The sequence below is a fragment of the Nonomuraea sp. NPDC049421 genome (assembly GCF_040677005.1).
Classification (GTDB): Bacteria; Actinomycetota; Actinomycetes; order Streptosporangiales; family Streptosporangiaceae; genus Nonomuraea; species Nonomuraea salmonea.
The window spans coordinates 105,902-119,558 of the sequence record NZ_JBFAQA010000009.1 but is presented as its reverse complement, the minus strand read 5'-3'; the positions used below and the strand labels follow the sequence as shown (position 1 = coordinate 119,558).

General features: G+C 72.0%; 12 protein-coding genes. 7 read left to right on the top strand and 5 right to left on the bottom strand.

The genetic code is table 11. The annotated features are described in order from the left end of the window. The first annotated feature begins 58 nt into the window (after window positions 1–58). From AB0K18_RS17620 to AB0K18_RS17610, 3 genes are all read left to right on the top strand, one after another. Window positions 59–751 carry an SRPBCC family protein gene (locus AB0K18_RS17620; RefSeq protein WP_364915062.1) on the top strand — a complete coding sequence of 231 codons (693 nt, stop codon included), beginning with the start codon at window positions 59–61 and terminating at the stop codon, window positions 749–751. Between the two features lie 89 nt (window positions 752–840). After that, complete coding sequence (locus AB0K18_RS17615) at window positions 841–3,483, top strand: CDP-glycerol glycerophosphotransferase family protein (protein ID WP_364915060.1); 2,643 nt, start codon at window positions 841–843, stop codon at window positions 3,481–3,483. After that, the gene (locus AB0K18_RS17610; RefSeq protein WP_364915058.1) at window positions 3,480–4,538 is read left to right on the top strand and encodes a glycosyltransferase; all 1,059 of its coding nucleotides are present in this window, start codon (window positions 3,480–3,482) and stop codon (window positions 4,536–4,538) included. Before AB0K18_RS17615 ends, AB0K18_RS17610 begins: the two co-directional genes overlap by 4 nt. A gap of 64 nt (window positions 4,539–4,602) precedes the next feature. On the opposite strand, the gene AB0K18_RS17605 is transcribed toward AB0K18_RS17610, so the two are convergent. The 3 genes from AB0K18_RS17605 to AB0K18_RS17595 are packed head-to-tail and all read right to left on the bottom strand — an operon-like array spanning window position 4,603 to window position 8,034. Then, window positions 4,603–5,640 (bottom strand): sulfotransferase, encoded by a 1,038-nt coding sequence (locus tag AB0K18_RS17605; RefSeq protein WP_364915056.1) that lies wholly within the window; start codon window positions 5,638–5,640, stop codon window positions 4,603–4,605. Window positions 5,641–5,661: 21 nt separating this feature from the next. Further along, complete coding sequence (locus AB0K18_RS17600; RefSeq protein ID WP_355410939.1) at window positions 5,662–6,543, bottom strand: CDP-alcohol phosphatidyltransferase family protein; 882 nt, start codon at window positions 6,541–6,543, stop codon at window positions 5,662–5,664. 48 nt (window positions 6,544–6,591) lie between these two features. Beyond that, complete coding sequence (locus AB0K18_RS17595) at window positions 6,592–8,034, bottom strand: glycosyltransferase family 2 protein (RefSeq protein ID WP_364915054.1); 1,443 nt, start codon at window positions 8,032–8,034, stop codon at window positions 6,592–6,594. Between the two features lie 157 nt (window positions 8,035–8,191). Between AB0K18_RS17595 and AB0K18_RS17590 the strand changes: the two genes are divergently transcribed. Then, window positions 8,192–8,683 carry a GNAT family N-acetyltransferase gene (locus AB0K18_RS17590; RefSeq protein ID WP_364915052.1) on the top strand — a complete coding sequence of 164 codons (492 nt, stop codon included), beginning with the start codon at window positions 8,192–8,194 and terminating at the stop codon, window positions 8,681–8,683. Then, complete coding sequence (pseI, locus tag AB0K18_RS17585; protein WP_364915050.1) at window positions 8,680–9,723, top strand: pseudaminic acid synthase; 1,044 nt, start codon at window positions 8,680–8,682, stop codon at window positions 9,721–9,723. The genes AB0K18_RS17590 and pseI overlap by 4 nt, the downstream gene beginning before the upstream one ends. Here the strand turns inward: pseI and AB0K18_RS17580 are convergent. Together AB0K18_RS17580 and AB0K18_RS17575 are read right to left on the bottom strand one after the other, a co-directional pair. Then, a complete protein-coding gene (locus tag AB0K18_RS17580; protein ID WP_364915048.1) occupies window positions 9,716–10,723 on the bottom strand; it encodes a hypothetical protein in 1,008 nt (335 codons plus the stop codon). The two genes, pseI and AB0K18_RS17580, sit on opposite strands and share 8 nt — an antisense overlap. Beyond that, window positions 10,720–11,439, bottom strand: a complete 720-nt coding sequence (locus tag AB0K18_RS17575) for an NTP transferase domain-containing protein (RefSeq protein ID WP_364915046.1) — start codon at window positions 11,437–11,439, stop codon at window positions 10,720–10,722. Before AB0K18_RS17575 ends, AB0K18_RS17580 begins: the two co-directional genes overlap by 4 nt. A gap of 113 nt (window positions 11,440–11,552) precedes the next feature. On the opposite strand from AB0K18_RS17575, the gene pseB reads away from it, so the two are divergent. Continuing rightward, complete coding sequence (gene pseB, locus AB0K18_RS17570) at window positions 11,553–12,530, top strand: UDP-N-acetylglucosamine 4,6-dehydratase (inverting) (RefSeq protein ID WP_364915044.1); 978 nt, start codon at window positions 11,553–11,555, stop codon at window positions 12,528–12,530. Beyond that, window positions 12,530–13,654, top strand: coding sequence for an aminotransferase class V-fold PLP-dependent enzyme (locus AB0K18_RS17565; RefSeq protein ID WP_364915042.1), 1,125 nt, complete (start codon window positions 12,530–12,532; stop codon window positions 13,652–13,654). The genes pseB and AB0K18_RS17565 overlap by 1 nt, the downstream gene beginning before the upstream one ends. The last annotated feature ends 3 nt before the right edge of the window (window positions 13,655–13,657 follow it).

Genomic DNA, 13,657 nt, shown 5'->3' with positions numbered 1-13,657 from the left:
TTCCGGGGCGTCCCCCTCGCGACGTAGTGTCACAGGCATCGGCGGAAGGAGCGGATCGATGGCGATGCGGTTCGAGCACGAGTTCACTGTTCCCGTCCCGATCGAGCAGGCCTGGGCCGTGCTGCTCGACGTCGAGCGGGTCGCGCCGTGCCTGCCAGGGGCGACCTTGGACGTCTTCGAGGGTGACGAGTTCACCGGCAGGATGAAGGTCAAGGTCGGGCCCATCACGGTCACCTACCGGGGTTCCGCCACGTTCGAGGACGTGGACAAAGACTCCTACTCGCTCACCATCCGGGCGTCGGGCAAGGAGGCCAGGGGCTCGGGCACGGCCTCGGCCACGGTCAAGGCCCGCATGCAGCCGCGCGACGACTCCACGCTGGTCACCGTCGAGACCTCGTTCAACGTCACGGGCCGGCCCGCGCAATTCGGGCGGGGCGTGATGGCCGAGGTAGGGGGCAAGCTCATCGAGAAGTTCGCCGGCAACCTGGCGGAGCTGCTGTCGGAGCCCAAGGTGATGCCCGCCGAGCAGGAGGAGCAGGAGGAGGAGCGGCATCTGAGCGCGGTGCCGGAGCCCGAGCCGGTGCAGGAGCGGCAGGTGGGCTCGTTGCGCTCGTCGCGCACGCCCGACGAGGAGGCGCTCGACCTGCTGGAGATCGCCGGGCAGCCGCTGCTGAAGCGGGTGGCGCCGATCGTGGGCGGACTCGCCGCACTCCTTGTCATCATTTGGGTGATTCGTCGCCTGACGCGCTGATTTTGGGCAAATAGTCCATCAAGTCCGGTCACTTCCTCCTGGGCGGGGGAAGCCCAATCCCGCCGGGATGTCTCACGGGGGGATGCGCGATGCCGGACTGCACCGTGGTCGTGATCACCTACAACGACGCGGCCCGCCTGCCCAGAGCCGTACGTTCGGTGCTCGGCCAGTCGCTGCGCGACCTCGAAGTGATCATCGCCGACGACGCGAGCACCGACGGCACGCCCGAGGTCGCCAGGCGGCTGGCCGCGAGCGACCCCCGGGTCCGCTACCTGCGCAGGCAGGCCAACAGCGGCGGCTGCGGCGCCCCGCGCAACGACGGCATCGACGCCGCGCGCTCCCCGTACGTGATGTTCCTCGACAGCGACGACGAGCTGCCGCGGCACGCCTGCAAGAGCCTGCTCGCCGAGATCGAGCGGACCGGGGCCGAGTTCGTCGCGGGCCAGATCTCCCGGCTGCACGAGTCGAACGGCCGGCTGCGCCCCTACTACCCGTCGTTGTTCGCCCGGCGGCGCGTGGTCGAGGGCATCAGGCGGGAGCCCGAGCTGTTCCTCGACAGCTTCAGCACCAACAAGCTCTACGACGTACGGCTGCTGCGCGAGAACATGCTGCGCTTCCCCGAGGACATCCACTACGAGGACCACGTCTTCGCCACCGAGCTGTACGCGGTGACCCGCAGGTTCGCCGTCGTGCCCTGGGTCGTCTACCACTGGCACCGCTCGACCGCGAACGACTCCATCTCGCTCAGCATCGAGGACCTGGAGAACGTGCGCCAGCGGGTGATCGCGGCCCGGCTGAGCGACGACATCCTGCGCGAGCACGGGGCCGCCGACCTGGTGCCGCACCGGCAGTACCGGTTCCTGCGCCAGGACCTGCGGGTCTACCTCAACCCGCTGCCGGCCAGGGACCTGGTGTGGGTCAAGGAGTTCGCCTCGGTGGTGCGGCCGTACCTGGAGGAGATCTCCGGCGAGGTGTTCGACCGGCTGGACCCGCTGGACCGGGTCTGCGCGCAGCTCATCATGGACGACCGTGTCGAGGACCTGCGGGTGGCGGCCGGCTCGCTCACCGGCCCGCGCGCCGCGCCCAGGACGGCGGTGCAGCTCGGCGGCAGGACCTACTGGGGCAGCACGCCGTCGCCCGGCATGGACATCACCCGGCTGCGGCTGGCCGAGCTGCCCTTCACCGCCTCCCGGCTGCGGCACGAGGTGGCCGACCTGTCCTCGGACGGGCGGCGGGTGCGGATGACCGTGCGCAGCTACGACCCGTTCGGCGCGCTGCCGCCAGAGTGGATGGCGTTCCTGCAGCTCGGCCGGGTCCGCGTGCCGATCGACCCGCAGCCGTCGGCGCAGGGCGCGTACGTCACGCACGTCGAGTTCACGCCCACCGGCCGGTGCGAGCCGCGCATCGGGTTCACCCGGCTGTCCGACGGGCTGACCACGACCGACCGGCTCATCGCCGACCCCAGGACCGAACCGATCGAGCTGCCCGGGTGCACGCTCGGCGTCGAGGGGTACGCGGCCTACCTGTGCGTGCGGCCCGACTCGGTCACCCGGGCGGTGCTGCGGCGGGTCAAGCGGCAGGTGCTCAAGCGGATCAGCACGCCGCGCAACAAGCTGCTGGCGTACAAGCTGCTGGTCAGGGTGCTGCCGCCGCGCAGGAACCTGGCGCTGTTCGAGTCGGACGTCGGCAAGGGCTACAGCGGCAGCCCGCGCGCCATCTACGAGGAGGTGCGCAGGCGGCGGCTGCCCATCGACGCGGTCTGGTCGGTCGCCAAGGGGCGCGGCAGCTTCCCCTCCGACGCCAAGCTCGTACGCAGGGGCAGCTGGCGCTACGTCTACACGATGGCGCGGGCCGGGATCTGGGTGGACAGCCACGGCTTCCCGCTCGACTACCCCAAGCCGCGCGGCACCCGCTACCTGCAGACCTGGCACGGCCAGGGCATCAAGTCGATCGGCTTCGACGCGCCCGACCTGCGCGGCGACTTCGACGGCCCGCGCGCCAGGTGGCGGGCCGCGGTGGCGCGGTGGGACGCGCTGGTGTCGCCGAGCGCGGAGTTCTCCCGCGTGTTCCTGCCGTCGAACGGTTACGCGGGCAAGGTGTACCGCTGCGGCACGCCCCGCTGCGACGCCCTCGTGCGGGGCTCCACGCAGGACGGCGGGGCCCTGGAGGTGCTGCGCCGGCTGGAGGTGCCGCCGGGCCGCCGCGTCCTGCTGTACGCCCCCACCTACCGCGACCAGGCCAAGGGCAGCGGCCGCTCGGTACGGGTGGACCTGGAACTGCTGGCCGAGGAGCTGGCCGACGAATGGGTGGTGCTGCTGCGTACGCATCCGGTCGAGCGTTACCAGCCGCCCGAGCACCTGCGGCACTTCGTCCGCCCCGCGAGCTCCTATCCCGAGATCAACGACCTCATGCTGGCCTCCGACGCGCTGCTGACGGACTACTCCTCCGTCATGTGCGACTACGCGCTGACCGGCAAGCCGATGGTGTTCTACATCGACGACTGGGACGACTACCGCCTGTCCGAGCGCGGCGTCTACCACGACCTGCCGGCCATCGCGCCAGGGCCGTGCGTGACGAGCACCGAGGACCTGGCCGAGGTGCTGCGCAGGCTGCCCGCCGTGCACGAGTCGTACGCCGAGCGCTACGCCGCCTTCCGCCGCATGTGGTGCGCCGACGAGCGGGGTGACGCGGCGGCGCGGATCGTCGCCGACTTCTTCGAGGAGGCCCGGTGAGCGTCGTGTTCACCTGCCTGGACGCCGACACGCTCGGCGGGATCCAGCAGGTCACCCACACCCTGGCCCAGGGTCTCGCCGAGCGCGGCCACGAGGTGCACGTGATCGGCCTGCACCGCACCGGACGCCCGTTCCGCTACGTGGACGAGCCCCGCTACCACCGGCATCTGGTCAGCCCGCGGCCGGTCGACGGGCCGATCGCCCGCAGGCTGGCCGACCGGCGGCTGAAGGGGCTGCTGCGCGAGATCCCGCCCGGCTACGCGGTGCTGACCTCGCCGTCCGTGGTGGCCCGCGTGTCGGGCCTGCTGCCGCCCGGATTCCGGCCGATCGGCCAGTATCACGGCTCGTACGGCCACGCCCGCGGCTGCTGGCACCTGGCCTCGATCCGCCGCCACTACCCGCCGCTCGACCAGGCGCTCTTCCTCAGCGACGACGACGCGCGGCGCTTCTCCGAGCACGCGCTGCTGCCCAACGCGGGCGCGCTGCCGAACCCGCTGGCCCGCTGGCCTGAGGAGATGTCCCGGCTGGACACGCCCAGGGTGGTGGGGGTGGGCCGGCTGGAGGGGGTCAAGCGGTTCGACCGGCTGATCAGCGCGTTCGCGAAGTCGCAGGCGCCGCCGCCGTGGGAGCTGCACCTCATCGGCGCCGGCGGCGAGCTGGAACGGCTGCGTGCGCACGCCGAGCGCGAGGGGGTCGGGGACCGCGTGGTGTTCCGAGGGGTGGTGCCGGCCGAGCGCATGCCCGCCGAGTACCTGGACGCCTCGATCCTGGGGCTGACCAGCGAGCATGAAGGGCTGCCGATCGTCCTGCTGGAGTCGGCGGCGCACGGGGTGCCCGCGGTGGCGTTCGACGTGTCGGGCGGCGTGCGCTCGGCCGGCCCTGTGCTGGTGCCGCCCGGGGACGTGGCGGCGTTCGCGGCGCGGCTCGCGCGGCTGGTGGCCGACGAGGAGGAGCGGCGCCGGCTGGGCGCCGACGCCCGCGCACGGGCCGAGGCGTTCCGCCTCGACCACGTGCTGGACGGCTGGGAACGGGTCTTCGCCCACATCGAGCGCTGACCCGAGGGGGCTGACCCGAGAGCCTGACGCCAGAGCGCTGACGCCAGAGCGCTGACCCGAGAACTCAGACCGGCTCGGTCAGCTCTTTACGCTGCTGCGGCACGCCGGCCAGCGACCGCTGGCGCGAGGTGAGCAGCGCGGCGACCGGGCTGGGCTCGCGCAGCCGGTTGAACCGGTCGCGCATGTGCTTGCGCATCCTGCTGGCCCTGCGCTTCTGCATCGTCTTCTGGGCGGTGGTGATGTGCTCCTTGGACGGCTTGGGCGCCCCGCTCAGCTCGTAGCCCATCGACTCCAGGCGGTCGCCGAGCATGTGCTCGCACAGCGCCACCTCCCAGTCCTCCAGCCGGTTCGCCCAGCTGCCGACCCGGCTGCGGGTGACCTCGTGGTGGGTGTTGCTGTGCCAGACCTTGTGCTGCGGCACCGCCACGCTGGCCGCCTCGCGCGGCGAGATCATCGCCGGCGAGAAGTCCTCGTCGAGGAAGTGGCAGAGCTTCTTGAGCTCGGTCATCGGGTCGTCGGTGAGGTCCTCGTAGCGCAGCTCGTAGTAGGTGTCGTCGGGCAGCGTACGACGCAGCCTGCCGCCCGCGTCGATGGCCTCTGCCCAGGTGGAGACGGCGTGGAAGGAGTCCAGGGTGTACCAGGGCATCTCCTTCAGCGAGGCCACGCAGTCACGGCCGTCCCTGATGAGGTGGATGAACTGGGCGTCGGGGAAGAGCCGCAGCAGCATGTCCACCTGCTTGACGTAGCTCGGCCGCTTGTCGCCCCAGCGGGCCTTGTCGAAGCGGTCGGCGTACATCTTGAAGGCGGTGCCGAGCACCGAGCCCAGCGAGCCGGGGCCCTCGACGGCCTGCCGGACGAACTCGTCCTTGTCGATCTTCAGCTCGCGGAACTTGGTGCTGCGGTCGGTCGCGATCCACTGCGCCAGGGCGCGGCGGCGCTGGGCGACCCGGAGGTCGCCCCACTTGCGGCGGCGGTAATAAGCGGGAACGAGGAAGCGCGTCTCCGGTGGCACCGCGAGGCGCGGGTGCGAGTGGAGCATGAGCTGGAGCATCGTGGTGCCGGACCGCGGGCATCCGATGACGAAGACTGGCCGGTCGTTCATGTCGTACTAACCCCCGAAAACTTAGACGAGAACGTGCTCTCGGCTCTCCTGAGGCGAGCCCACGCCGTGCCTGCGCGTGAAGAGCCACATCCGGTACACAAGGAAGACCTCGTTGGCGAGCAGCAGCGCCCCAGACGACGCGGCGAGCGGGATCAGCGCCCACGCCCCCGCGATGGGCGCGACCACGAACACCGCCGCATGGAACTCGATGCCGCTCACGAGGTGCGAGCGCACACGATGACGGGCCAGGAACCGGTTGAGCCTGCGGAAGAACCGGGCGAAGATCCGCCGCTGAGCGCGCCCCCGCGGCTCGCCCTCCGGCCGCTCGGCGAAGAACGGCTCCGGGCCCACCGGGTCGGCGCCGAGCGGGTCGGCGTCGATCGGGTCCTGACCCAGCGGGTCCGGCTCCGCCTCCTGCCGTTCCTCTCTGATGGCCTCGCGTACGCGCTTCATCTGCGGCGCGTTGACGTACCTGAACAGGTCCAGGACCGCCACCGCCGCGCCGAGCACGACGTAGTGCACGTCGCCCGTCAGCGCGTACTGCCCGTACGCCAGCCCCCCGGCGCACAGGACGACCCTGATCCGATCCCCCACGTAGTCGAGCCAGAGCCCGAACGGCGTGCCCGTGCCCTTCAGCCGGGCGATTTTGCCGTCCACGCAGTCGATCATGAAGCTCAGATAGAAGAAGCCCGCGCCCGCTATGAGGTGGTTCGCCGCGAAACAGGCGGCCGACACCGTGCCGAGGACCAGCGAGAGCACAGTGAGCGCATTGGGCGTGAGCCGGGTGTGATTGGCGACGGGAAGGGCGACCCGGCAGGCGACCGGATCCACGAAATAGACGGTCCACCAGGAGTCTCTCCGCTTGCGTGTCTCGTAGACGTCATCCAGCGAATAGGTCCTCATGGATCCCAGCATGACCACGCGACGCGCCGGAGCGATTACTGTCTGGAACTACTGGGGGATGTCCATAACGGTTCTTGACCATCCCGGCACTGACCATCGCCACGTGCCGCCCGCCTCTCCGTCGCGGCACCAGCCCTTGAACACCAGGCCGCGCAGCTCGGCCCGCACCCCCAGTTTCCAGGGGCGATCGCCGTCGAGCCGGGCCGGGTCCACGACCGCGAGTACGCCGTACCTGCCCTTGCGCCGCACCTCCAGCGGCACCCTGCGGCGGCCGTCGCTGAGCCACAGGCTCACCTTCGGCACTTTGCGCTCCACCCGGTGGATGCCCACGTATGCGCGCAGCCGGTAGTCCGTCCCCGTCCAGGTGCACTCCTCGACCCTGGCGACCAGCTTGAGCTCGTCGCGGGCGTCGAACACCTCGTCCGGGATGCGCAGGCGGCGGTCGCGGAAGAAGGGATAGTCGCCGTACCAGCCGGTCGTCCGCCAGCCGCGCGGCACCACGCGGGCGACCTCCTCGCGGCCGCGGCGGAACTCCCGTACGGTGCGCAGCTCCCTGATGAGCCCGCGCCGCAGCAGGTGCAGCTCCAGGCGGCGCAGCGAAGGCGCGCCGGCCAGCACGTGCGGCCCCAGCTCGGCCAGCCAGGCCCGGCCCAGGTCCAGCAGCGGCCCCGGGTCCTCCGTGCACCGCTCCAGCGCCTGGAACAGGAAGATCGTGTCCTTCTCCAGCACGAGCGCGTCGAAGCCGTCGAGCAGTTCGGGCGCGCGGTCGTCGAAGAACGTGCGCACCGAGCGGATGGCCGACAGCCGCTCCTGGAGGTTCGGCAGCTCCGAGCGGCGCTGGGTGATCGAGGTGCCGCCCTCCTCGCGCTTGCGCCAGTGGTAGACCACGTCGCCGACCATGTCCACGCTGGTCGCGAGCACATGGGCCTGCATGGCCACCGGGACGTCCTCGTAGATGCCGGCGGGGAAACGCAGGCCGCAGCGCTCCCAGAAGTCGCGCCGGTACACCTTGTTCCACACCGTGCGGTCCCTGACCAGCACCGGCCTGTCGGTGATGTGGGTGCACAGGTGCGGGCGCCTGAACACCTTCTCGTGCAGCGTCGACTCCTCCAGCCCGCCGTCCACCAGCCGCCGCACGGCGCCGGTCGCGAGGTCGGAGCCGGTCTCGGCGAGCGTGCCGACCAGCCGCTCGTACGCTTCCGGCGGCACGACGTCGTCACCGTCGGCGAAGGCCAGGTACGTGCCCCGCGCCCGGCCGACACCCACGTTCCGCGCCGGCCCGGGACCCAGATTGCGCTGGCTCACCAGCACGAACCGGCCGTCGCGGGCGGCGAAGTCCTCGGCGACCCGCCGGCCGCCGTCGGTGGACCCGTCGTCCACGACGATCACCTCGATGTCCTCCAGCGTCTGCGCCGCCAGCGACTTCAGGCACTCGGTCAGGTACGGCTCCACGTCATGAACGGGGACGACCACGCTGAGCAGGGGGATCATGCCGAATTGCTCCTTGCACTCGGTGTGCGTTCGAGGGCAGCATGCCGTGACGGCCGACCTCACTACGTGCCCGATGGCCCTCCCTGATGAGCTCTTTACCGAGCGCGTAATCCGCTACGTTGTGCAAAGGATCGAGCACTTACGGTAGGGGGACGCCGTGTTGAGAGACGCTCAAGAGGACGATCTGCCGGCCATGCGCCACTGGCGCAACCACCCTCGGGTCCGCGCCACCAGCTTCACCACGCACGAGATCACGCCGGACGAGCACAGCCGCTGGTGGCGGGCCACCCGGGTCGACGGCACCAGGCGGGTGATGGTCTACCAGCACGCCGGGGCCCCGGCCGGGGTCGTCACCTACACCGGCATCGCGGGCGGCGCCGCGTACTGGGGCTATTACCTCGACCTCGACGGCCTGGAGCGGCACGGCGAGCTGCTGCCCGCCTGGGTCGGCCTGGAGCGGGCGGCCATCGAGCACGCCTTCGGGCCGCTCGGGCTGAGCCTGCTGCGCGGCGAGGTGCTCGCGGGCAACGAGCCGGTGCTGCGGCTGCACCGGCGCTTCGGCTTCGCCGAGACGGGCTCCTACCGGCGGGACGTCGACGGCGTCCTGCGCGACGTCGTGACCATCGAACTCAGGAAGGACCACACATGATCTCCATCGGGGGGCGGCCGATCGGCCCAGGGCATCCGCCGTTCGTCGTCGCCGAGCTGTCCGGCAACCACAACGGCAGCCTGGAGCGGGCGCTGGCCATCGTGGACGCCGTCGCCGACGCGGGGGCGCACGCGCTGAAGCTGCAGACGTACACGCCCGACACGCTGACCGTCGACTGCGACGCTCCGGCGTTCCGGGTGGGGGACGAGCACGAGCTGTGGGGCGGCGAGACGCTCTACCGGCTCTTCGAGCGCGCCCACACGCCGTGGCAGTGGCACGACCCGATCTTCAAGCGGGCCCGGGAGCGGGGGCTCGTCGCCTTCTCGGCGCCGTTCGACCCCACGGCGGTCGAGGTGCTGGAGAAGCTGGGGGTGCCGGCGTACAAGATCGCCTCGTCGGAGATCGTGGACCTGCCGCTCATCCGGCTCGCGGCCGGCACCGGCAAGCCGCTGATCCTCTCGACCGGCATGGCCACCGCCGCCGAGATCGACGCCGCCGTGACGGCGGCCAGGGGCGCCGGGTGCGCGCAGCTCGTCGTGCTGTCCTGCACGGCCACCTATCCCGCGCCGCCCGGCGAGAGCAACCTGCGCTCGCTGCCGCTGCTGTCGGCGCTGACCGGTGAGGTGGTGGGGCTGTCCGACCACACGCCCGGCATCGGAGCCGCGCTGGCGGCGGTCGCGCTGGGCGCCTGCGTGATCGAGAAGCACGTGACGCTGTCGCGGGCCGACGGCGGCGTGGACGCCGCCTTCTCGCTGGAGCCGGCCGAGCTGGCGGCGCTGGTGACGGAGAGCAGGCGGGCCTGGGAGTCGCTGGGCGACACCGTCATCGGGCCGCGCCCGTCGGAACGCGAGGGCCTGCGCTTCCGCCGGTCCCTTCACGTCGTACGCGACGTGCGCGCCGGCGACCCGGTCACCCCCGACAACGTCCGCTCGATCCGCCCGGCCGGCGGCCTGCACCCCGACGCCGCCGCCCAGGTCATGGGGCGTCGTTTCGTCCGCGACGCGCGACTGGGCACTCCCCTGACCTGGGACCTCATCTGAGGGCGAGACCGAGCAGCGCATCGGCCACCCGCTCCCGCCCCTTGCCGTCCACCAGCCCGCGGCCCCGTCTGCCGTGCTCCTCGCGGGCGGCGGGGTCGGCGAGCAGCTTCGCCAGCACGGCCACCGCTTCGGGGCCGGGGGCGGGGCCGAGGCCCGCCGCGGCGCGGCGGCGTACCAGCTCCTCGTAGCCGATGAGCTGGTTGGCGGCCACCCAGGTCAGCGCCATCGGCACGCCGAGGTGCAGCAGCTCCCAGACCGCCGAGCCGGCCGCCGTCACCACCAGGTCGGCGGCCGCCATCAGCTCGGGCAGCCGGTCGGTGGGCGGGATGACCGCGATCGGCCCCGCGTCGAACGGCACCGGGCTGACGATCGTGCCGAGGAAGGGCAGGCCGGTGGCGTTGAGCGCGTCCGCCCAGCGCCGCGCCACCCCCGCGCTGTCGGTCCCGCCGAAGAAGCACAGCACGCGCGGCGGGCAGTCCGCGCGTGGCGAACCGTCCGTGCGGGGTGCTCGGGTGCGGCGGCGGACGCTGTCGCGGAGGAGCACGTAGCGGGAGCCGGCGAGGCGGCGGCCGGACAGGGTGGCGGGCAGGGTGGCGGGCAGGGTGACAGGACGGTCTTCAGCGCCGAGGTTCTGGTCGAGGTAGAGGTCGGCCTCCTGGCCCAGCGGGTCGCCGTCCACGATGGCCAGCACCGGCAGCCCCGCCGCCCTGAGCACCGATCCGGTGGCCGGCGCCAGCTCGTACGAGTCCAGCACCACCGCGTCAAGGGCCAGCCCGCGTGCCAGCGCCGCCAGCTTCTCGGGCTCGTCCGGCGCCGGGACCAGCGGCAGCCCGCGCCCGTCGAGCTGGGCCTGCCCCCACGGCGAGTCACGGACCTCCCCCAGGAAGATCACCTCGACGCCGCGCGCGACCAGCTCCTCGGCCAGCGCCACGCACCGCACCAGATGCCCGACCCCGCTCCGCACCCCGGCGTCGCACCGGATCCCGGCCCTCGCGCTCACGCGTCCTGCAAAGCCTTCTGGCGGACGTGGGCGTTGAGACCGGTCACCTCGGGATGCTCACGCAACCAGGAGACGAGCGTCCTGGCCGGCAGGCACCTGTCGCCCAGGGCGGCGACCACGGCGGCGATCAGCCGCCAGTCGTCCTCGGTGTCGAGCGTCACCCGCAGGTCGTCGGCCGCCGGGCGGTAGGCCAGGCCGAGCAGCCGGGAGTCGCCGGGATGCTCGTAGAGATAGGAGGTGACGTGGGTGCGGTGGAAGCCGGTGGCCTCCTGGTCGGCCCTGGCCAGCGCGGCCCGGCCGGCGATCTCGACGTCGAGCCCGCGCGGCAGCGTACGGGACAGGCCGGTGCTGAGGTAGTCGAGCCCAGGCACGGCACGGAACACCAGCGCCGCCTCCCTGATCACGGCCGGGTCGAGCAGCGGGCAGTCGGCGGTGAACCGCATGACCGCGTCGCACCGCCGCCCGGCCAGAGCCTGGACGAACCTGGTCAGCACATCATCGACCGCCCCCCGGTGACAGGCCACGCCGAGCCGGTCGCACTCGCGGAGCACCGCGTCGTCGGCCGGCTCGGTGGTGGTGGCGACGAGCAGGTCGTCGAGCGCCCCCGCCTCGCGCGCCGCGCGTACGACCCAGCCGAGCACCGACCGCCCGCCCAGCTCCCGCAGCACCTTGCCGGGCAGCCGCGTCGATCCCGTCCTGGCCTGAATGATCCCCACGATCCGCACCGAAGCCCCAATCCCCCGTGTGACTCTGTGTCGTTGTGCGATCGCGCTATGCTACCGGCTGCCACGACGACTACAGCGCCGTCCGGCGCGACTCAGGGGGCCACGTGAGCATTCTCAGCGGATCATCGATACTGATCACCGGAGGCACGGGGTCCTTCGGCAAGGCGTTCATCCGCCACGCGCTCGACTCGCTGGGGGTGCGCCGCCTGGTGGTCTTCTCCCGCGACGAGCTCAAGCAGTACGAGAGCAAGCAGCTGTTCGGCGACGACGAGCGCCTGCGCTGGTTCATCGGCGACGTACGCGACCGCGACCGCCTCACCCGCGCCATGCACGGCGTCGAGCACGTCGTCCACGCCGCCGCGCTCAAACAGGTCGACACCGCCGAGTACAACCCGTTCGAATACGTCCGCACCAACGTCGCGGGCTCCCAGAACGTCGTGGAGGCCGCCATCGACTGCGGCGTGCGCAAGGTCGTCGCGCTCTCCACCGACAAGGCCAGCAGCCCGATCAACCTCTACGGCGCCACGAAGCTGGTGGCCGACAAGCTGTTCGTCTCGGCCAACCACTACGCCGCCGCCCACGAGACCCGCTTCTCCGTCGTCCGCTACGGCAACGTGGTGGGCAGCAGGGGCTCGGTGGTCCCGCTGTTCCAGCGCCTGGCCGAGCAGGGCGGGAGCCTGCCGATCACCGACAAGCGCATGACGCGGTTCTGGATCACGCTGGAGCAGGCCGTCAGGTTCGTGGTCGACTCGTTCGACATGATGCAGGGCGGCGAGCTCTACGTGCCGCGCATCCCGAGCATGCGCATCACCGACCTGGCCGAGGCGCTGGCCCCGCGGAGTGCGGTCTACGAGATCGGCGTGCGGCCCGGCGAGAAGCTGCACGAGGAGATGATCGGCCCCGACGACAGCCGCAGGGCGCTGCGCCTGGCCGACCGCTACGTCGTCCAGCCGACGATCGCCACCTGGGGCTACCGGCCGCCCGAGACCGGCGAGACGCTGCCCGAGGGCTTCTCCTACCGCTCCGACACCAACGACCAGTGGCTGTCGGTCGACGACCTGCGGGCGATGGTGACCGGCTGATGCTGCCCTACGGACGCCAGTCCATCGAGGAGTCCGACGTCGAGGCCGTCGCGGAGGTGCTGCGCGGCGACTGGCTGACCACCGGGCCGGCGGTCGGCGCGTTCGAGGCGGAGCTGGCCAAGTGGACGGGCGGCGTGCCCTGCGTGTCGGTCACGTCGGGCACCGCCGCGCTCCACGTCGCCTACGTCGCGGCCGGGGTGCGCCCCGGAGACGAGGTGATCACCTCGCCGCTGACGTTCGTGGCCACGGCCGCCACGGCGGCGCTGCTCGGCGCGCGGGTGGTCTTCGCCGACGTGCAGCCCGACACCGGCAACCTCGACCCGGGCGCCGCCGCCGCGCACGTCACGACGCGGACGCGGGCGATCACCGCGGTCGACTACGCGGGCCACCCCGCCGACTACGACGAGCTGCGCAAGGTGGCGAAGCGGGCGGGGGCCACGCTGATGGCCGACGCCGCGCACGCGATCGGGGCGGCGTACAAGGACCGGCCGGTGGGGGCGCTGGCCGACCTGACGACGTTCTCGTTCTTCCCCACCAAGACCGTGACCACGGCCGAGGGCGGCGCCATCGCGGCGCCCGATCCCGCGATGCTGCGGCGCGCGGCCCGCTTCAGGAACCACGGCCTGGTCAGGGACCCGGCCGAGCAGCGCACGCCCAGCGAGGGCGGCTGGCACCAGGAGGTGCACGCGTTCGGGCTCAACTACCGGCTGCCCGACGTGCTCTGCGCGCTCGGCATCAGCCAGCTGCGCAGGCTCGGGCGCTTCCGCGAGCGGCGCGCCGAGCTGGTCGCCCGCTACCACACGCTGCTGCGCGACGTGCCCGGGCTGACGCTGCCGGCGCAGCGCGCCTACGTACGCCCGAGCTGGCATCTCTACCCCGTCAGGATCGGCGACGGGCGGCGGCGCGAGGTCTACGACCGCATGCGAGCGGCCGGCATCGGCGTGCAGGTCAACTACATGCCGGCTTACTGGCATCCGGTGTTCGAGGACATCGGCTACCGGCGCGGCCTGTGCCCCCAGGCCGAGGCCTACTACTTCGAGGAGCTGTCGCTGCCGCTGTGGCCCGGCCTGACCGACGCCCAGCAGGACCACGTCGCCGAGACGCTGGCCGGGATCCTGCGCTGAGCC

Coding starts and splice junctions, on each gene's coding strand:
- AB0K18_RS17620 (WP_364915062.1), top strand. CDS start 59: ATGGCGATGCGGTTCGAGCACGAGTTCACTGTTCCCGTCCCGATCGAG.
- AB0K18_RS17615 (WP_364915060.1), top strand. CDS start 841: ATGCCGGACTGCACCGTGGTCGTGATCACCTACAACGACGCGGCCCGC.
- AB0K18_RS17605 (WP_364915056.1), bottom strand. CDS start 5,640: ATGAACGACCGGCCAGTCTTCGTCATCGGATGCCCGCGGTCCGGCACC.
- AB0K18_RS17600 (WP_355410939.1), bottom strand. CDS start 6,543: ATGAGGACCTATTCGCTGGATGACGTCTACGAGACACGCAAGCGGAGA.
- AB0K18_RS17595 (WP_364915054.1), bottom strand. CDS start 8,034: ATGATCCCCCTGCTCAGCGTGGTCGTCCCCGTTCATGACGTGGAGCCG.
- pseI (WP_364915050.1), top strand. CDS start 8,680: ATGATCTCCATCGGGGGGCGGCCGATCGGCCCAGGGCATCCGCCGTTC.
- AB0K18_RS17565 (WP_364915042.1), top strand. CDS start 12,530: ATGCTGCCCTACGGACGCCAGTCCATCGAGGAGTCCGACGTCGAGGCC.